The sequence below is a fragment of the Actinoplanes sp. CA-030573 genome (genome assembly GCF_050951115.1).
Classification (GTDB): Bacteria; Actinomycetota; Actinomycetes; order Mycobacteriales; family Micromonosporaceae; genus Actinoplanes.
Window position 1 is genome coordinate 3,052,629 of sequence record NZ_CP192038.1, and the last position, 17,908, is coordinate 3,070,536.

Consider the following 17,908-nt stretch of genomic DNA (forward strand, 5'->3'; position numbering starts at 1 on the left):
GTGTGCAAGGTTCGATGCAACAGCGGCGGGCTTGCCGGCCATGACAAGGTGTGATCACGCAATCTGGGCCGACTGACTTGGACCTTTGGGCCGCGGTGGCTGTGGGGGACGAGGCTGCCTTCGGCACGCTGTTCGACCGGCACTCCCGCGCCGTTTACAACCATGCGTTCCGGCTCTGCGGTTCGTGGAGCGTGGCAGAGGACGTCACCCAGGCGACGTTTCTGACCATGTGGCGCAAGCGCGGCACGGCACAGTTGACTCACGCGACGGCGTTGCCGTGGCTGCTGGTCGTCGCCGGTAACCATGTGCGCACCGAGTGGCGTTCCGCCCGTCGGCTGCAGGCGCTGCTGGGACGCATACCCGGCGGTCACGATCCGGATCCGGCCGATGACGTCGCCGGCCGGGTAGACGACGAACGCACGATGAGGCGGGTCTTGGCCGCCGCCCGGCGGCTGCCGCGCGCAGAACGGGAAGCGTTCGCGCTGTGCGTGTGGTCGGGCGTCAGCTACCCGCAGGCCGCCGCCGTTCTCGGCGTCACCGAAGCCGCGATCCGATCCCGGGTCAGCCGGGCCCGGGCCCGGCTCACCACCATGCCCGGACTCACCCTCGCGGAGGAATCTCGATGAATGATCTGCTCAAGCGGCCTCCCGCTGAGCGGGACCTCCCGCCGGCTCGGGCCGCCCGCATCCGGACACACCTGCTGGCCACCGCCCGAGGCTCGCGCCCGCGGGTGCACCGGCGGCGGCTGCTGATCGTGGCCACGGCGGTGCTCGCTGTGATCGGTGGGGTCGCCGTGGTCGCCATGGTGGGACGAACCGACCCGACCCAAGTCGTCGCGATGGGCACCACGCAGTCGGACCCGATGCTGCGCAACGCGGTGTCCGCCTGCCTCAAATCCATGGAACCCAACCAACCCGGCGGAGCGCCGCAGCCGAAGTTCGTGGCCGTCTCAGCATCCGACGTCGCCCTGGCCTATCGGCGCGGTGAAGTCATGGGCGTGCTGTTTCTCAACCCGACCGGATACATGGAATGCAGTGTTACTCCGGACGGGGCCGGTGTCGGTGGAGAGGCCTGGCCGCATCGCGACTGGCTACCCGGACCCATCCAGGTCCTCGGCGGGACCTCCTCGGAGGAAGACCACGGCTGGGTTTCGATAACCGGACGGGTCAGCCCCCGGGTGAACCGCCTGGTCCTCGAACACGGCAACGGCGAAACCACCACGGCCCTCATCGACAACGGCGCGTTCGGACTGGTCTCCCGCGACGACACCGTCACCGCCAACGCCGAACTGGTCAGCTACGACGCCGCCGGCCACGAAATCGACCGCCGCTCATACTTCCAAGGCTGGCAGCTCCCGCACTGCTACACCGACCCCCACGGCACCATAATCTACGGCGAACCCGGCCAGCAATGCCTACCCGCCGACCCCTGGACACCCCAGGACTGAGACGGGAACCGCGTGCGGCGGATGCTCACGGGGGGGGGGGGGGGGGGGGGGGGCGTAACCGCTTCTGATCCGAGTACGCGCTAGACGGAGCTAGAAAGTGCAAGTTGTACCTCCTGTCACAGGACCTGCCCGGGCGCGGGCAGTGCTGGCGCCGAACTCGCGCAGCACACCGCGGCGCTGGGGCGGAGGTTTGTCCGCATCTGCCGTCTGTCCACAGGCCGAGGGGGTCGGGGGTTGCCGGGCGGCGGGTGGCCGGACGAGGGTCTTGGTCGTCAACGAGACCGCCGTCGCCCGCGCCGGCCGCGGCCCGGTAGTGCAAGTGGGGCGCCAGGCGTACTGCAAGGTCATCGACACGGCCGGACTCTGGCCACCGCGGCGGGGCCCGGTCCGATGCCGAGCGGTCGATGAGCGGGGGCTATTGAGTTTTCTGCCAGCCTTAGCGGCGCTTCGACCGCTTCTGCGCCGGGCGCCCGCGGACGGGCGGCCGGTTCGCGGGAACGTCTGCCACCTGTCGAGGCGAGTCTCGGCGGCGAGCGCGGCGACGAAGGCCGCCGAGTCGCTGTCGAGCACATGGAAGGTCTGCATCGGCCGCCCGGTGGCGTCGCTCAGCTTCGCAATCACGGCCATGACGTTCTGCTGGCATTGCGCCAGCGACGCACCCGCGGCGGTACTCCCGCGGATGTCTTGGGCGGCGAGCACGGCTTCCATCGCTGGCGTCCGGTCTTCCGGGCTTACTACCCCACACACGGGAGCACCCTCCCCACCCGCGTTGGCGCACGGGCTCCCCTCCATCCTGGCTTGGAACTCCTCCGGAGGGTAGGGTACGCCTCCCAACACTCATCCACAGATTTCGAGCATTGCTCCGCATGGATCGTTGCGGTCAGAAGCCGATCTCCCGCGTTTGTCGACTTTGCCTGCGGGATCGGGCTCGACCGTAACGCCGTCTATGCTGCGGGGAACCCGCCCGAACACAACGGCGGAACCCAAGGCGTCAACACCAGGACCAGACGCATCATGCGCCAGATGCACGGCCGGGCCGGGACCCTGCCCCGCCACCTCACCCGCCTGCGCTCGTCCATAGGGCACAAGGCGCCGGCCGCGCAAGAATCTGCGCGTCCGGCGCTCCTCTCGCCAAAGAAGGGGGTCAGCTGTTCTTCGTTAGGACGGTGCTGTCGATGCGGCCGTAGTTGCTGCTCGAGGATCCAAGGGCCGAACTGTCGATGCCGAGCCGATAGACGCCGGTAGTGGTGACAGAGAACGGAACCGATACGGTCTGCCACGCCGTACTCGTCACTGTTTTATAGCCAACCTGTTGGGTGTCGGAAGCGCGAATGGCAAACATGCGCACTGCGGCGCCGCTGGTTTGAACGCGCGCACTGAACGTGTAGGTTCCGGGCGACAGGTATACCCCTTGGTAGAGGCCGGCATACGAGGTACTGGAAGCGTTTCCCCGGATGAAACCGTAGTAGCCGCCGGGCTGCCCGACGCTGGTGTTGCTTGTCCCGCTGTCGCCCTCAGTCGACCAGAAGGACGTTTTGACCTGCGTGGAGTTCTGCGCTCCCGATCCATCGAAGTCTCGGTTCACCAGAGTGGTCTGCTGGCCGAAGTTGTAACCGGTGTCGTCACGGGCGAGGTTGGTGGTAGGCACGCCTCCCAGGTCTAAGTAGTTGGTGCCGGTGACGGTGGTGAGTTGGTTTCCTGCAAATGTTAGGTCTCTGGTAGGCGTACGGTTCAGATTGTCTTTGTGGTAGATGTCTTGCGGGATGGCGCCGATCGGGTCCGGAGCCCGGAATTTGTTGTTGTATACTTTGATGTTGGAGATCTCTGTCTGCGATGCATCCGGTGCGGTAGAAGTCCAGCCGAAGATCGCGAAGCCGAATGTTCCTGCGTCGTTCCGGATGTTGTTGACATCGTTGTTATAGATCTCGATATTGCGGACAGGGCGTGCGGTGTTGCTGTCCCACCATGTTCCGCCGCGCGGGTCGCGGTAGGAAGCCCAGACGTAGATGCCGTCGTCCAGCGTGGTGAGGCTGTTGTCGTGAATTTTGAGGTTCGATGAGTTCATGACGCTGACGCCGTCGCTGTTCTGCGTTCGAGGGTTCGTGACCCTGACGTTGTTGATGTTGCCGAAGTTGGCGCCGGCGCGGAGTCCGCCGTCCGAATTGCGAATCGCGATGTTGTATGCCGTGGCCCCGTCGATGACGATATTACTGATCTCGAAATTCGTCACCTTGTTGAAGCCGATGCTGTGCAGGATGAAGCTTGTGTTGTCGTTGCCGGAATACACCATTTGAATCTTCCCGCCGCCCACGATTCGCACATTCGACGTTCCGAATGAGCCGATCAGCGGGTAGTTGGAGTCGGCGGCAATGTCGTACTGCACGACTCCCGAGAACCGACCCGTCTTCGGGGCGTGAAGGTAGTGAGCGCTGTTGTTACTTTGCTTGAGTACGGCGTTCGTCTGGATGTTGAGCGTGACGTTGCTCTTGATCGTCAGGTCGCCGGTCAGGCAAACGCGTGGAGTCGTTGCCGTGCCACCGGGAATGGTGACTGTGCCACCGCCGCTGGCTGCGACGTAATCGATCGAGCTCTGGATTTTCGCTCGGTCGTTGGTCGTGCCGTTGCAGACTGCGCCGCCCCATGTCCCGCCCGAGTAGGTCCCTGAACTGGTGACGCTGACGCTCACGGCAGCTGCGGCTGCCGTCGCGGGGACGGTGGTGGCGCCGGCGGCGATCAACATGATCGACAGGGCTCGGGTGCCTGGTCGGGCGAAGCGGTATCGGGGATGGTGTAGGGCCACTGCGGGGTCCTCCGATTCAGGAAAGAGTCGTAGCATCTCCAGTTTTCACTGAGTAAAACTAATTGCCGTCAGATGAAATTATTGTGAGGCGAAAGATGTCAAGGTCCAGGTCAGACGGTGTTGCCGGCGTCCAGCAGCCCGTCGTCGATCCGAGGATCGCTTGTGACCGCCGATGGTGTCTTGACGCGAACGGCTCCTGTCTGCAGCGATCGGCCAGTGCGGGTCGCACCCTCGGATGCGTTGCCGATCTTCATGGCCAACTCGACCCGCTACCAGGGTAAAATCCCTGTATTTGTGATTTAAGGTTCGAAAAAGTCACTGGCGCACAAACCTTTGGCCCAAGGCGGACCGGGTCGGTGCTGATCGGCACCGGCACGGATGGCCGGAGGGAGTGCAGCCGGCTTCACCCCCGAACGGTCGGTGCTCGGGGAGCGCGGTGGGCAGTCAAGACGTTTGGCCTCTTGACGATCAACAGTCAGTCCTGATTGCATCTAGCGCAATAAAGTTTTGCTGAGTGAAATCGACCAGGAACTCGTTTACTGAAGGAGTTGAGCGATGAGAAGGACGCTCTGCTTGGCCGCGGTCGCTTTGGTGACCGCGGCCGGTCTGGTGGCGTGTGGGGATGACAGTGATCCGGCTCAGGGCCCCGCCGCGTCGGCGGCGCCGGGCAAAGGCGGCGTACTGACCCTCGCCGCCGCCCAGGCGGTCAAGGAGATTAACCCGGCGCTGAAGGGCACCGCTTACGAACAGAACCTGTTCACCTTGCTGTGGAACGGTTTGGTCAAGATCGGCGAGTCCAACGCCTTGGAGCCGGACCTGGCAACCAGCTGGAAGTCCGACGCCGCGCTTAAGGTGTGGACGTTCCAGCTGCGGCCGGGCGTCAAGTTCTCCAACGGCAAGGCCTTGACCGCCGACGATGTGGTCAAGACCTTCAGGTACTACCAGGACGACAAGACCGCCACCCAGCTGAAGAACAATGTCGAACCGATCACCAACGTCGAGGCGAGCGGCCCGGCGACCGTTGTGTTCACGCTCAAGACTGCGAACGCCCTGTTCCCCTCGTCGATCGAACAAGTCAAGATCATCGATCTGGCGGCCCTCGACACGATGGCCACCAAGCCGGCGGTGACCGGACCGTTCCGGGTCAAGGAGTTCGTGGCGAACGAGACCCTGACGCTCGAACGCAACCCTGACTACTTCGGCACGCCGCCCCCCCTCGACGGCATCAAGTTTGTCAAAGCCGCCGACGCCGCCGCGGCGGTCACCTCTTTGCGCTCGGGCGCCATCGACGCCCTGTGGTCAGTCCCGCTGTCCGACATCCGCAACCTCGAGCAGGCGGGCAACGTCATCCTGAAGCCGAAGGTGATCAGCCAGTACGTCAGCCTCGAGGTGGACACGCGTACCGCGCCCTTTAGCAATCCGAAGGTTCGTGAGGCGCTCGCCTACGCGTTCGATCAGAAGGCCATCTTGAAGGCTGCCTACTTTGATCAAGGAGTGGTGTCTACCACCAACAACCCGCTTCCCGCCAATGACCCGAATTACGCCGGCAATCTGACCGACTACACCTACAACCCGCAGAAGGCCAAGGCCCTGTTTGAAGAGGCCGGCGTCAAGGAACTGACCTATTGGGGCGTTTCCAATCAGTATCCCGAGTGGAAGGTGATGGGGCAGATCCTGCAGGCCAGCCTGAAGGATATCGGTGTCAACCTGAAGATCGAGAACACCGAGATCGCGACCTGGGCGGAGAAGTTCTACCCCGCCGGGAAGCAGTTCGGCGGACTAATCGTACCCAACTTCCAGTCGTTCGCCTTCGGCGCTGAGAACCAGTTCCGGTTCCCGCTTTCCGGTCGCTGCGAGTGCAACTGGAACAACAAGCAGTTCGATGACCTCTACAACCAGGCGTTGGCCACGGCCGACGACACCGCGCGCAAGGCAATCTGGGGCCAGCTGCAGGAGCTGGTCAATAAGGAGGCCCCGATTTTCGTGCCTCTGCAGTTCGTCACGGCCACCGCGACGAACAAGAAGGTCCGAGGAGCCTGGGTCGACTCCGCGGGTGACATCCATCTGGAGACGGCCGGCCTCGCCGGCTGACGACCTCGCCCTGCCGAAGCATGTTTCCCGACCACATCTCGACCAGGAGGACCGACGTGTCGTTCGTCGCCCGACGTGTGCTGATCAGCATCACCATGCTGGCCGGGGCGTCGCTGCTAATTTTCCTGGTCCTGCGGGCCCTGCCGGGCGATCCCGTGATCGCCCGGCTGGGCGGTGCCCAAGGCATCGACCAGGCCGCGCTCGACCGGTTGAGGACCGAAGCCGGTCTGGACCGCCCGTTGTTCAACCAGTACATCGACTGGATCTGTGGCATGGTGCGGGGTGATTTCGGCGACTCGTACTTCAACCAGCGAACCGTCGCCGCCGTTATCGCCGACCGCATTCTGCCCACGCTGGAATTGACGTTACTGGCGGTTCTTCTGTCGGTCGGGAGCGCGATTCCGGCCGCGGTCGTAGCCGCCCGCAAACCTGGTGGCTGGGTCGACCGGCTGATCACCGCCGGCGCGTCCGTGGGCATGGCCCTGCCCCCGTTCGTGGCGGGAATCCTGCTCATCCTGCTGTTCAGTGTGACGCTGCGCTGGTTGCCCTCCCGCGGCTACGTGCCGCTCACCGAAAACCCGGCCGCCAACCTCAAGGCGATGGTCATGCCCGCGGTCGCGCTTGCGTTGGCCGCAGCCCCTCTGGTGCTGCGATATCTGCGCACCGAACTGATTACCGCACTGGCGTCGTCCTACGTCCGCACGGCCGAAGGCAAAGGCGTTCCGCACCGACAGGTCATCGGCCGGCATGCGTTGCGTAATGCGGCATTGCCGAGCCTCACCATGCTGGGCCTGATCGTCGGATACACCCTCGGAGGAAGTGTAATCGTGGAGTATGTGTTCGGCTTCTCCGGCCTCGGGTCGCTGTCGGTCGAGTCGGCGTTCCAGCGCGACTACGCCGTCCTGCAGACGGTGGTCCTGCTCATCAGCGCGCTATTCATCCTGGTCTCGCTTGCTGTCGACCTGCTCATCTGGCGCCTCGACCCGCGTCTGCGAGGCACTCGTGCTTAGCCGGTGGATGGTGGCACCGCCGGTGTCGCTGGGCGGCGTGTCACTGCTCGGCCGCCAGCGGGGCGTACCCCCCGTGCCCGCAAGCCTGCTCGCCGTCCTGACGATCGCTGTCATCAGCTTCGCTGGACCGGCCGTGCTGGGTATCGACCCCAACGCCACCGACCCGGCCAACGCCTTCGCACCCGTCAGCGGTCAGCACTGGCTTGGCACCGACGAGATCGGCCGTGACTTGCTGGTCCGCATGATGGCCGGCGGCCGGCTGTCGCTGACCGTGGCGTTCGGCAGTGTTGCCATCGCCTTCGTGATCGGTACCGCCTGGGGCGCGCTCGCCGCGGCTCGCCGAGGCTGGGTCGACGAGCTGCTCATGCGGACTGCGGACATCGCCATGGCCGTCCCCCAGATCCTGTTCGCGCTGGTCTGTGTGGCCGCGTTCGGCGCCTCACTGCCGTCCCTGATCGTCATCACCGGCTTGCTACTGGCTCCCACGTCCGCGCGGATGGCCCGCTCGGTCGTCCTGCAGGAGATGTCCATGGACTACTACGCAGCCGCTGTGGCGTACGGGGCCGGTCCGGTGCGCCGGATGCTGCTGGAAGTGCTGCCCAACACGACCGCCGCGCTGAGCAGCCAAGCGGTGATCAACGCGGCCAGTGCCATGATCCTGGAGGCAAGCCTGAGTTTCGTCGGCCTCGGTGTCCAGCCGCCGGATATGTCATGGGGCGTCCTGCTGCAGCAAGGCTACGGGTACCTCTACAACTCTGCGACCTACGCGGCGGCGCCCGCCGTGGCGATCGTGGTGACCGTTTTCCTGCTGAACCTGTCCGCCGATCGTCTCGGCGGTGCCACGAGGCGAGGAGTCCGATGAGCGCGCCTGTTCTCGAGGTGGAAGATCTGCGTGTCGCGGTCGGTGACGTGCCGCTGGTGCGCGGCGTCAGCTTCTCGCTTGGTGCGAGTCGCCGGCTCGGCGTGGTCGGCGAGTCCGGGTCGGGCAAGACGCTGACCGCACTGGCGTTGATGGGTCTGCACCGGCCGCCCGTGCGAGTGGTCGGCGGCCGTGCCCGGCTTGGTGAGGTCGACCTGCTGGCGTTGAGCCGCCGCGAACTCGACCAGGTCCGCGGCCGTCGCATCGCGATGATCTATCAGGACCCGGGTACCTCGCTCAATCCGCTGATGACCGTCGGCGCCCAAATCGTTGAGGCGGTCCGGCTGCACGCCCGGATCGGCATGGCTGATGCGCGACGCCGCGCCGCCGATCTGCTGGCGGACGTGGGAGTGCCTGATCCGGGTGGCCGGCTTTCGGCCTACCCGCACGAATTTTCCGGGGGCATGCGGCAACGTGCCATGATTGCTATGGCGCTGGCCGGCGAACCTGACGTTCTTCTTTGCGACGAGCCGACCACCGCGCTGGATGTCACCACGCAGGCGCGAGTCTTGGACCTCATCGACCGGATCTGTCATGAGCGAGGCCTGGCCTCCGTCTTGATCACCCACGACCTGGGCCTTGCGGCTGGGTTCTGCGACGAGATCGCTGTGATGTACGCCGGGCAGATCGTCGAACACGCGCCCACTGATGAGCTGTACAGCAATCCTCGTCACCCGTATACGCGCGCCTTGCTCGCATCGACCGTCGACCTGACCACTGGATTGGAGGCGGTGATACCGGCGATTGCCGGCAACCCTCCGCTACCGGATCAGCTCGATGCGGGATGCGCTTTCCGCACCAGATGTCCGCTGGCCATTGACGTGTGTGCTGAGCCGGTCGAATTGAGCTGGGCCGGGGGCCGCCAGGTGCGCTGCGTCCGCGCGGATGAGCCCGTGGCTGACGGTTTGGCGCAGGAGGTGGCCGGTGCCTGACGTGTCTGAGGTCCCCGAGGCGACCCCACTGCTGGTCGTCGAAGATCTCGTCAAGTCGTTTCCCACGCGAGGCGGCGGACACCTCACCGCCGTCGACCACGTGTCGTTGTCGGTACGTCGCGGGCAGACCTACGGACTAGTCGGTGAGTCCGGATCCGGCAAGTCCACGTTGGGACGGTGCGTGCTCAGACTGCAGCCGGCCGATCAGGGCACGGTCCTTTTCGACGGCCAGGACGTCGCCGCGTTGTCCACTGCGAAGCTGCGCCGGCTCCGGTCCCGTATGCAGGTGGTCTTCCAGGATCCCTACGGCTCGCTGAACCGGCGGGAATGCGTAACCGACATCGTTGCGGCGCCGCTTCGCGCGCACGGAGTGGGCACCGCCCGGCAGAGGGCGGCGCGTGTCGCCGAACTGCTCGATCTGGTGCAGATGCCGGCCGCCATGGGCCGGCGGCGGCCGCGGGAGCTGTCTGGTGGTCAAGCGCAGCGCGTCGCCATCGCCCGTGCGCTGGCGCTGCGCCCGGAGTTCGTCGTCCTGGACGAAGCGGTCAGCGCACTGGACGTCTCGGTTCGGGCGCAGATCCTCAACCTGTTGTCGCGGCTGCAGGTGGAACTCGGGCTCACCTACCTGTTCATCTCCCACGATCTGGGCGTGGTGCGATACATGTCGCAGGAGATCGGCGTCATGTATCGGGGACGCATCGTCGAGGCCGCGCATCGTGAGAACCTCTTCACCGATCCGCAGCACCCCTACACGCGCATGCTGCTCGACGCCGTGCCGGTCGCTGATCCTGTCCGGCAGCAGGCCCGCACGGGCCGGACCGTATGGTCGGAGGATGCCGCGGTCATCGCTTCCCCGCACGCCTGCCGCTTCCAGCCGCGTTGCCCCGTGGGACGCGAGCGCGACCGGTGCGCCGCGGAGGAGCCGACGCTGGCTCGCCCGTCCGAAGCCGCGACCTTGGTCGCCTGCCACTACCCCGGAGTTCGTGCATGAGCGCCACCCCACCTGTGAGAGCCAGCGACCGCCTGATCGCCGTGGTCGAATCCTTCCTGCAGGCCCCTACTCAAACCTTGTCGGAGGTGTCGGCCGCCTGCGGCATCGATCCATCGACCGCCACCCGCTACCTGCGGCAGCTGGTCAAACACGGCTGGCTTGAGCGCGACGAGAACACCCGGGCGTACACGCTCGGCCTTCGCCTGGTCGCGATCGGGCACGCAGCCCGCGAAGCGCGTCCGCTGCGGGGCCGCGTCCTGCCCTATATGCGGGAGCTCTTGGAACAGTTCGACGAGACCGTCAATCTGGCGGTGCACCAGGGCGGCGAGGTAGTCGTCATCGAGGCGCTGGAAAGTGGCAGGTCGTTCCGACGGGGAGCGAGCATCGGCGATCGCGACGACTGGTTCGTCTCCAGCCTGGGCAAAGCCATCCTCGCGCATCTGCCGGACAGTCAGGTCCGCGACCTGCTGCGCCGGCATCCGCCGGTCCACCGGACCGAACACACCCGGATGAATGCCGAGGAGATTCTTGCCGACCTCGCCGCCGTCCGCCGGCAGGGCTACGCCCTCGACGACGAGGAGTCCGAGGTGGGCCTCAAATGTGTCGGAGTGGCGTTGTGCGATGAGCACGGCCGGTATTCGCACGCCCTGAGCGTCAGCGGACCGACTGGGCGCATCGACAAACGCCTGGATGAGTTGACTGCTGCACTGACCAGAGTGGCACGCCGGATCGGCGCTGAGACAGGAGGTATGCGGTGAGCCGGGTCAGGGTCGACGTGCATACCCATCTCGGCCGGCACGGAACGCACGTCCGCGGCCCGTTGGCCGAGGACGAGATCCGTGCTTGGGGCCGGGTGTCCTGGGATGTCACCGTGGAGCAACACGCCGCAGCCGCGGCTGCCGCGGACACCTCTATCGTACTCGCCTTCGACGCCGAACCGGTCGGTGTGGTCGTGCCCAACGACTACGTGGCCGCCGCGGTGGCCGGTCGGCCACAGCTGATCGGCTTCGCCAGCGTGAATCCGACCCGCCCTGACGCGTCGTATCGGCTCGCCGACGCCGTTGAGAAACTGGGGTTGCGGGGACTGAAGCTGGGGCCCACCTACCAGCACTTCCACCCGCACAGCAAACAATGCCTGGACCTGCTCGAGGTGGCCAACCACTACGAGCTGCCCGTGATCTGGCATCAGGGCACTACGTTCACCCGGGCGGCCGTCGCCGAGTACGCCCGCCCGGTGCAACTGGACCTGGTCGCGCGCCGATTCCCGAAGCTGCGCATGTGGATCGCGCACTTCGGGCACCCGTGGATGGCCGAGACGGCCAGCGTGATCCGCCGCCACGAGCATTTCTATGTCGACGTCTCCGCCATGGACACCCGGCCATGGCAGCTCGCGCAGGCGCTGGCCGCCGCGGCCGAATACCGCGTCCTCGACAGGGTGCTGTTCGGCAGCGACTTCCCGTTCTCCACGGTCGAGCAGACCGTCGCCGGCTTGCGCCGCGCCGCCGCGCTGTGCCGGTCACTGGGGATCGCCGATATCAGTGACAACCACGTCGACGACATCTGCAGCAGGGACGCGTTGTCCCTGCTGGGCATCGACCGTCCGACGGTAGCGGTCAAATGACCTTCAACCAGCGAACTGGGGGACTTGTGAACACTCGAATCGACCGGCAGGCCGTTCCCGCCCCGCGGGGCGAGGACAGCTCCAGCTCCCTCGACGAACGTCCCCCCGTCGCGGGCGTCCTGACCGTGTTCCAAACGCCCTTCGACGGCGCCGGGCGCATCGATCATGAAGCGATGAGCGCGCAGTTCGACTGGCTGTTCGCCAACGGCGCCGACGGGGTGGTCTTCGCGATGGTCAGCGAGGTGCTACGGCTGTCCTCCGAGGAGCGCGATGAGGTCGCCGCACTGACCTGCAAGCTGGCGAACGGACGCGGCGCCAGCGTCATCAGCGTCGGCGCCGAGTCGGTGGAAGTGGCCGTTCGCCACGCCCGCCACGCTCAGGCCGTCGGTGCCGACGCCATCATGGCCACCCCGCCAGGATTGGTCCGAGCCGTCGATGATGAGCTGGAACGATACTTCCTCACGCTCGCCGGCCAGGTCGACATACCGCTGATCGTCCAGGACGCCAGCGGGTATGTCGGCACCCCGCTCAGCATCGACATGCAGGCACGGCTGCACGCACAGCTGGGCGACAGGGTGATGTTCAAGCCCGAGGCGCCACCCATCGGCCCCCGGCTGACCCGGCTGATGGACGCGACGGGTGGCCGCGCGCGTGTCTTCGAAGGCACGGGCGGGCTGTACCTCATCGATAGCTACCGGCGCGGAGTCGTAGGCACCATGCCCGCTGGTGACCTGGTGTGGGCACTGTCCGCGCTGTGGAAGGCGCTGGAGGACAACGACTATGCCCGAGCCTACCGCATCGCCGGCCCGCTGGCGCTGATGGTGTCGCTGCAGACAAGCCTGGACAGCTTCATCGCCATCGAGAAACACCTTCTGGTCAAGCAGGGCGTTTTCACCTCGGCAGCGATGCGTGGCCCGCTGGCCGATGGCATCGACGACCAGACCCGCGAGGAGATCGAACGGCTCATGGCATTGTTGCGCGAGGTGGTCGACGGTGAGTAACCGTTTCGCCGTGGTCACCGGAGCCGGCGGTGACATTGGCGCCTGCTGCGCCCGCCGGTTGGCCGCCTCCGGCGATCTCGTGCTGTGTGTCGATCGCGATCTGGGCCGGGCGGAGACCACCGCCGCAGCCATTACCGGCGACGGGCACCGTGCTCGCGCCATCCGGGCCGACGCCGGCGCGGCCGACTTCGCGCAAACGGTGGCAGCCCAGGCCGCAGCTGCCGGTGTGGTGACCGCCGTCGTGCACGCCTTGGCCTACGAGGAGCACACACCGGCCGACCGGCTGTCGTCGGACAGCCTCGAACTGAGCCTGCGGGTCGGTCCCATCGCCGCATTCACCTTGTTCCAGACGTTACTCACAGCCGGTCACCTGGCGGACGGCAGTGCGCTCACCGTCATCGGGTCGCTGCATGCTAGCCGGGCCTTCGCCGGCTGCCTGGGCTACAACGCCGCCCACGGCGCACTGGCACAGGTCGTGCGGACCTTGGCGCACGAGTGGGCCGGCCGCGGCATCCGGGTCAACGCGGTGGTACCGGGCTGGATCCACACCGGCGGTGAAGAGACCCTCTACGGTCGTGAACTGTTGATACGGGTCGGCGGCAAGCTGCCGCTGCGACGCCTTGGGACGCCCGACGACATCGCGGACGCGGTCGCGTTCGTGTCCTCCGCTCGCGCCGGCTACATCTCCGGAGCGTTCCTGACCGTCGACGGCGCGTTGGATGTATCGCTGGCACGTCTGCCGGAGGAGTCGGCATGAACGTTGTCTGCGTTTTCGCTCACCAGGACGATGAGATGCGGTGTCTCGGCACGCTTCTGCGGATGCGCGAAGCCGGCCACAGCATCGCCTTTGTCTGCGTGACGCGCGGCGACAAGGGGCTGGCTTTCGATCCGGGAATCGACCACGACACTGCCGCCGCCATCCGCGACGAAGAGATGCGCGCCGTCGGCGACGCCTTCGGCGCGTCCTACCGGTGCCTGCAGCGAGAGGACGGCTTCCTCGCCGAAGACTCCGACCTGCGCCGGGAACTGGTGGTCACGTTGCGCGAATTGCGGGCCGAGCTGGTATTCACCCACTGGGTCCGTGACTACAACAGCGATCACGTCGTCACCGCCTCAGCGGTCACGGATGCCGCCCTGTTCACCACGATCGCGTCCATCGAGCCACACACGCCCGCCCTGCCGAGCGTCCCTCGCCTGTATTACACGCACCCCGGCGAAGGTTACGACTTCGAACCGACCCACTTCGTGGAGCTCGCCGCGCGGCACCGGGAGGTCAAGACGGAGCTTATCCGGCTGCACCGCAGTCAGATGGACGTCATGCGCCGTATGCGCGGGCACGACTACGCCGATGAGATGGCCGACGAAGAGAAACGTCTGGGCGCCCGGCTGATGACCGACTATGTCGAAGCCTTCCGCCCCTGCCTGGCTGAACGGCGTATCCCTTGGCCGTACGACCTGCCGGGCGCGCTGCCAGCCGTACACGAGGAGTTCACCTCATGAAGATCACCGAAGTGGCCCCCGTGCTCCTGCGTGGCGATGAGTGTTACGGCGCGCACGCCGGCGACCACGAGGCCACGGACCAGGGAGACTGGCTGCTGCTGATCCGGGTGCGCACCGACGAAGGCCTGGAAGCCTGGTCCGATGTCGAGACCCTCGGCCCGGTCGCCGCGCGGGTGATCAGCGGTCAGGGTATGGGGGCTCTAGGGTTCCGGACGATCGGCGAACAGCTCATCGGCCGCGATCCGCTGGAGGTCGAACAGATTTGGGACGAGCTGTATGTGGCAACCGCATACTACGGCCGCCGCGGCGTGGCCATGCACTGCATCTCCGCGGTGGACAACTGCCTGTGGGCGATCCGCGCGCAGGCAGCCGGCAAGGGGCTCGCAGACGTGTTGGGCGGGCGTCGGCGCGACCGGCTGCCCGCCTACGCGTCGACGTTGTTCCGAGCCGATCCTGAGGCCAACGCGGCTGCCGTACGGCGCTACGCGGACCTGGGGTTCCGCGGCGTCAAGTTCGGGTGGGGAGGCTTCGGCGTCGATACCGGCCGCGACCGGGAGAACCTGGCCGCCATCCTTGAGTCGTTGGGCCCGGATCGAACCCTCATGGTCGACCCCGGCTGGTACATCGAGGACGACGGCAGGCCCCGCGCCCGTACACTGGCGCAGACGTGGGCGATGTTGACGACGCTGCAGGAGGTCCAGCCGTACTGGGTCGAGGACTTCGCCCATCCCGAGCAGCCGGACTTGTACGCGGCCGCGAAACGCGACTTCCCGTGGCTTCGGGTAGCCGCCGGTGAACAACACGCGACGATATGGGACTTCCGCCGGCTGGTCAGCGAGGGTTCCGTTGATGTCCTGCAGCCGGACCTGTCCAGATGTGGCGGACTCACCGTAGCCGCCGCGCTGCCCAGCGACGCAGCCACCGCAGGACGGGAGATCGTCACCCACTCCTGGCTGACCGACCTTCTGCACGCGTACAGCTTGCACTACCTGGCAACCCTTCCCGAGGCGCGCTGGGTCGAGTTCAACGTCGCGCAAAGCACTCTGAGCGCTGGAGTGGTGACCGACCGGCTCGCCCTGCACCCCGACGGCACCGTGGGAGTGCCCGACGGCATTGGTCTCGGTGTCACGATCGACCCCGACTTCATCGCCACACATCAGGTTGCCGGATGACCAACGGATACGTGTTGACAGCCGGCGAGGTGTGCGGCCTCCTGCTCGCCGAGCCGGGAACCCCGCTGCGCCGCGCCCAGCGCCTGCGCCGCGGTGTCGCCGGAGCGGAAAGCAACGTCGCCGTTGCACTGGCACGGCTCGGCCACAACGTCGTTTTCTGCGGACGGGTCGGCGACGATGCGGCCGGCGATTGGATCCGCGACACCTTGAGGGGTGAGGGAGTCGATGTATCGCACCTGCGCACCGACCCCGAACGACCCACAGGGCTCATCGTGCGCGACTGCGTCGCCGGTCGGCCGCTTACCGTCAACTACCACCGGCGCGGCAGCGCGGGCTCAGCGCTCTCGGCCGAAGACCTCGACGACGACGTTGTCCGTCACGCGAGCGCCGTATTCGTCTCCGGCATCACCGCCGCACTGACACCGCAGACCGCCGCGTTCACCGATCGGCTGCTGAATCTCGCCGGAGGTGCTGCGGTGCCGGTCCTCTACGATCCCAACGTACGACTGCGGCTCGCACCAGCCGCCCGATGGAGCGACGACCTGCGCCGCCTGCGCGACCGCATCGACACCATACTGGTCGGCGACAGCGAACTGGCTCAGCTGGGCATCGCCGAACCCGGACAGCTTCTCAGCGACCGCACGCACACCGTCGTCGTCAAACGCGGTGCTCGGGGAGCAACCGCCATCACCAAAGGCGGCATCACGATCGACGTGCCGGCACGGGCGGTACCCACCATCGACCCCGTCGGTGCCGGCGACGCATTCGACGCCGGATTCATGTCGGCGCAGCTGCACGGACAACCATTGCGTGATGCGCTCAAAGCCGGCGCCGCCGTGGCGTCCCTGGTGGTCAGCACCGCCACCGACCTGGACGGCCTGCCGACGGCCCGAGAGACCGAAATGATTCTGCACTCCGCCGGAGGCGACGTTGACCGATGATGCCGCAGTCGCGGCCGCCCTTGCGGCCCACCGTGTCGTGGCCATCGTCCGCGCCACCGACGCGTCCGAAGCCCGCCAGTCCGCCCGCCGCCTTCTCCGGTTGGGCGCTCGCCTGCTTGAGGTGTCCCTGACCACCCCTCAGGCGATGCAGGTGCTCGCCGAACTCATCGGGGACACCGCCGCTCGAAACGATGTCGTCCTGGGCGCCGGCACCGTGCTGGACGTGGCGTCAGTGCATCGCGCGGCCGAGATCGGCGCCAAATTCGTGCTGTCGCCGGTCTTCGACCCGCGCGTTGTCGCCGCCGCCCGCGCCGCCGGGCTGGCCGCGATTCCCGGATGCGCCACCGCGACGGAAATGGTGCAAGCGATGCACGCCGGGGCCACGGCGGTGAAGATCTACCCGGCCTCCGCATGGCGACCAGCCGTACTGCGTGACCTGCTCAGCGCCCTGCCCGACCTGCCCTGCGTGCCGACTGGCGGAGTAACACTGACCAGCGCGCCCGACTGGTTGGCGGCCGGTGCACGAGCGGTCGGCCTCGGCGGCGACCTGTCTCGCAGCGAACCCGACGTAGTCCGCCGAACCCTCGCCGAGCTGCAGTCGTGATCGACGTCGTTCAGATCACCGACGCAATCGCCTACCACGGCGAGGGACCCGGCTGGGATCCTGCCCACGCCACGCTGCGCTGGGTCGACATGTTGTCCGGAGACCTCCTGAGCCTGTCAGTCAACGGCAGCGTTGAGCGCCGGCACATGTCCTCAGTCCTCGCGGCCTGGCGCCCGCGTGCTGCCGGCGGCGTCGTCATGGCAGTCGAGCGGGGATTCGCCACCGCTGACGCGAACCTCGACGAAGTTCACGAACTCACGCCGCTGTGGCACCACCGCCGCATCCGCATGAACGACGGTGGCTGCGACCCGCAGGGCCGCTTCCACTGCGGCACGATGGCATACGACGCCACTCCCGGGGCCGGCCGCATCCATCGGCTTGACCCCGACGGTAGCGCCCGAGTGGTTCTCGACGGCGTCACCGTCTCTAACGGACTCGTCTGGAGCCGGGACGGCACGACCGTCTACTACGTCGACAGCGCCGTGCACAGCATCGACGCGTTCACGCTGGACCCGGACGACGGCACATTCATCGAGCGTCGCACCGTCGTCGCCATTGATCCCGCGCTCGGCACCCCGGACGGCATAACGATCGATGCGGACGGCGGGCTATGGGTGGCCCTGTGGGACGGTGCAGCGGTTCACCGATACACCTCAGACGGCCGACTTGACGAGGTACTGCCGCTACCGACCCCCCGCGTCACCGCGTGCGCGTTCGGCGGAAACGACCTCACCGACCTATACATCACCACGTCACGGTTCGAGATGACCGATCCGGACAAGGCGGCTGGAGCGCTCTTCGTCGCAAAGCCGGGCATCAACGGTCACCCGCTTCCCCAATCTGCAATTTGAGGCGGCTACCCGGAAGACGGCATGACCG

General features: G+C 66.6%; 18 protein-coding genes. 16 read left to right on the forward strand and 2 right to left on the reverse strand.

Annotated elements, in window-relative coordinates:
- Positions 1 to 95: 95 nt before the first annotated feature.
- The gene (locus ACQP2F_RS14205) at positions 96 to 626 is read left to right on the forward strand and encodes an RNA polymerase sigma factor (RefSeq protein WP_433304184.1); all 531 of its coding nucleotides are present in this window, start codon (positions 96 to 98) and stop codon (positions 624 to 626) included.
- Complete coding sequence (locus ACQP2F_RS14210; RefSeq protein ID WP_433304186.1) at positions 623 to 1,447, forward strand: hypothetical protein; 825 nt, start codon at positions 623 to 625, stop codon at positions 1,445 to 1,447. The genes ACQP2F_RS14205 and ACQP2F_RS14210 overlap by 4 nt, the downstream gene beginning before the upstream one ends.
- Positions 1,448 to 2,591: 1,144 nt before the next feature.
- Here the strand turns inward: ACQP2F_RS14210 and ACQP2F_RS14215 are convergent.
- Complete coding sequence (locus ACQP2F_RS14215) at positions 2,592 to 4,187, reverse strand: hypothetical protein (RefSeq protein ID WP_433304188.1); 1,596 nt, start codon at positions 4,185 to 4,187, stop codon at positions 2,592 to 2,594.
- A gap of 170 nt (positions 4,188 to 4,357) precedes the next feature.
- On the reverse strand, positions 4,358 to 4,501 hold the full coding sequence (locus tag ACQP2F_RS14220) for a hypothetical protein (RefSeq protein ID WP_433304190.1): 144 nt from the start codon (positions 4,499 to 4,501) through the stop codon (positions 4,358 to 4,360).
- 301 nt (positions 4,502 to 4,802) lie between these two features.
- On the opposite strand from ACQP2F_RS14220, the gene ACQP2F_RS14225 reads away from it, so the two are divergent.
- Genes ACQP2F_RS14225 through ACQP2F_RS14290 form a run of 14 tightly spaced genes read left to right on the forward strand, consistent with a single transcriptional unit; the run spans position 4,803 to position 17,880 of the window.
- On the forward strand, positions 4,803 to 6,338 hold the full coding sequence (locus ACQP2F_RS14225) for an ABC transporter substrate-binding protein (RefSeq protein ID WP_433304191.1): 1,536 nt from the start codon (positions 4,803 to 4,805) through the stop codon (positions 6,336 to 6,338).
- A gap of 56 nt (positions 6,339 to 6,394) precedes the next feature.
- Positions 6,395 to 7,348 carry an ABC transporter permease gene (locus ACQP2F_RS14230; protein WP_433304193.1) on the forward strand — a complete coding sequence of 318 codons (954 nt, stop codon included), beginning with the start codon at positions 6,395 to 6,397 and terminating at the stop codon, positions 7,346 to 7,348.
- Positions 7,349 to 7,358: 10 nt separating this feature from the next.
- Positions 7,359 to 8,210, forward strand: coding sequence for an ABC transporter permease (locus tag ACQP2F_RS14235; protein WP_433304195.1), 852 nt, complete (start codon positions 7,359 to 7,361; stop codon positions 8,208 to 8,210).
- A complete protein-coding gene (locus tag ACQP2F_RS14240) occupies positions 8,207 to 9,199 on the forward strand; it encodes an ABC transporter ATP-binding protein (RefSeq protein WP_433304197.1) in 993 nt (330 codons plus the stop codon). The genes ACQP2F_RS14235 and ACQP2F_RS14240 overlap by 4 nt, the downstream gene beginning before the upstream one ends.
- On the forward strand, positions 9,192 to 10,190 hold the full coding sequence (locus ACQP2F_RS14245; RefSeq protein ID WP_433304199.1) for an ABC transporter ATP-binding protein: 999 nt from the start codon (positions 9,192 to 9,194) through the stop codon (positions 10,188 to 10,190). The genes ACQP2F_RS14240 and ACQP2F_RS14245 overlap by 8 nt, the downstream gene beginning before the upstream one ends.
- Positions 10,187 to 10,948 (forward strand): IclR family transcriptional regulator, encoded by a 762-nt coding sequence (locus ACQP2F_RS14250; RefSeq protein WP_433304201.1) that lies wholly within the window; start codon positions 10,187 to 10,189, stop codon positions 10,946 to 10,948. Before ACQP2F_RS14245 ends, ACQP2F_RS14250 begins: the two co-directional genes overlap by 4 nt.
- Entirely contained in the window at positions 10,945 to 11,811 is an 867-nt protein-coding gene (locus ACQP2F_RS14255; RefSeq protein ID WP_433304203.1) for an amidohydrolase family protein, read from the forward strand. The genes ACQP2F_RS14250 and ACQP2F_RS14255 overlap by 4 nt, the downstream gene beginning before the upstream one ends.
- Positions 11,808 to 12,812 (forward strand): dihydrodipicolinate synthase family protein, encoded by a 1,005-nt coding sequence (locus ACQP2F_RS14260; RefSeq protein WP_433304204.1) that lies wholly within the window; start codon positions 11,808 to 11,810, stop codon positions 12,810 to 12,812. The genes ACQP2F_RS14255 and ACQP2F_RS14260 overlap by 4 nt, the downstream gene beginning before the upstream one ends.
- Positions 12,805 to 13,569, forward strand: a complete 765-nt coding sequence (locus tag ACQP2F_RS14265; protein ID WP_433304206.1) for an SDR family NAD(P)-dependent oxidoreductase — start codon at positions 12,805 to 12,807, stop codon at positions 13,567 to 13,569. Before ACQP2F_RS14260 ends, ACQP2F_RS14265 begins: the two co-directional genes overlap by 8 nt.
- Complete coding sequence (locus ACQP2F_RS14270; RefSeq protein ID WP_433304208.1) at positions 13,566 to 14,312, forward strand: PIG-L deacetylase family protein; 747 nt, start codon at positions 13,566 to 13,568, stop codon at positions 14,310 to 14,312. The genes ACQP2F_RS14265 and ACQP2F_RS14270 overlap by 4 nt, the downstream gene beginning before the upstream one ends.
- Positions 14,309 to 15,484: a mandelate racemase/muconate lactonizing enzyme family protein gene (locus ACQP2F_RS14275; protein ID WP_433304210.1), complete on the forward strand. Its 1,176-nt coding sequence runs from the start codon at positions 14,309 to 14,311 to the stop codon at positions 15,482 to 15,484. The genes ACQP2F_RS14270 and ACQP2F_RS14275 overlap by 4 nt, the downstream gene beginning before the upstream one ends.
- Positions 15,481 to 16,425 (forward strand): sugar kinase, encoded by a 945-nt coding sequence (locus tag ACQP2F_RS14280; RefSeq protein WP_433304211.1) that lies wholly within the window; start codon positions 15,481 to 15,483, stop codon positions 16,423 to 16,425. Before ACQP2F_RS14275 ends, ACQP2F_RS14280 begins: the two co-directional genes overlap by 4 nt.
- Positions 16,415 to 17,029, forward strand: a complete 615-nt coding sequence (locus ACQP2F_RS14285; RefSeq protein WP_433304214.1) for a bifunctional 4-hydroxy-2-oxoglutarate aldolase/2-dehydro-3-deoxy-phosphogluconate aldolase — start codon at positions 16,415 to 16,417, stop codon at positions 17,027 to 17,029. Before ACQP2F_RS14280 ends, ACQP2F_RS14285 begins: the two co-directional genes overlap by 11 nt.
- Positions 17,026 to 17,880, forward strand: coding sequence for an SMP-30/gluconolactonase/LRE family protein (locus ACQP2F_RS14290; protein WP_433304216.1), 855 nt, complete (start codon positions 17,026 to 17,028; stop codon positions 17,878 to 17,880). The genes ACQP2F_RS14285 and ACQP2F_RS14290 overlap by 4 nt, the downstream gene beginning before the upstream one ends.
- The last annotated feature ends 28 nt before the right edge of the window (positions 17,881 to 17,908 follow it).

Bases quoted from the DNA above. Each gene is read 5' to 3' on its own strand.
- ACQP2F_RS14250 (WP_433304201.1), top strand. From the start codon at position 10,187: ATGAGCGCCACCCCACCTGTGAGAGCCAGCGACCGCCTGATCGCCGTG.
- ACQP2F_RS14270 (WP_433304208.1), top strand. From the start codon at position 13,566: ATGAACGTTGTCTGCGTTTTCGCTCACCAGGACGATGAGATGCGGTGT.
- ACQP2F_RS14240 (WP_433304197.1), top strand. From the start codon at position 8,207: ATGAGCGCGCCTGTTCTCGAGGTGGAAGATCTGCGTGTCGCGGTCGGT.
- ACQP2F_RS14275 (WP_433304210.1), top strand. From the start codon at position 14,309: ATGAAGATCACCGAAGTGGCCCCCGTGCTCCTGCGTGGCGATGAGTGT.
- ACQP2F_RS14260 (WP_433304204.1), top strand. From the start codon at position 11,808: ATGACCTTCAACCAGCGAACTGGGGGACTTGTGAACACTCGAATCGAC.
- ACQP2F_RS14225 (WP_433304191.1), top strand. From the start codon at position 4,803: ATGAGAAGGACGCTCTGCTTGGCCGCGGTCGCTTTGGTGACCGCGGCC.
- ACQP2F_RS14220 (WP_433304190.1), bottom strand. From the start codon at position 4,501: ATGAAGATCGGCAACGCATCCGAGGGTGCGACCCGCACTGGCCGATCG.
- ACQP2F_RS14280 (WP_433304211.1), top strand. From the start codon at position 15,481: ATGACCAACGGATACGTGTTGACAGCCGGCGAGGTGTGCGGCCTCCTG.
- ACQP2F_RS14215 (WP_433304188.1), bottom strand. From the start codon at position 4,187: ATGTTGATCGCCGCCGGCGCCACCACCGTCCCCGCGACGGCAGCCGCA.
- ACQP2F_RS14210 (WP_433304186.1), top strand. From the start codon at position 623: ATGAATGATCTGCTCAAGCGGCCTCCCGCTGAGCGGGACCTCCCGCCG.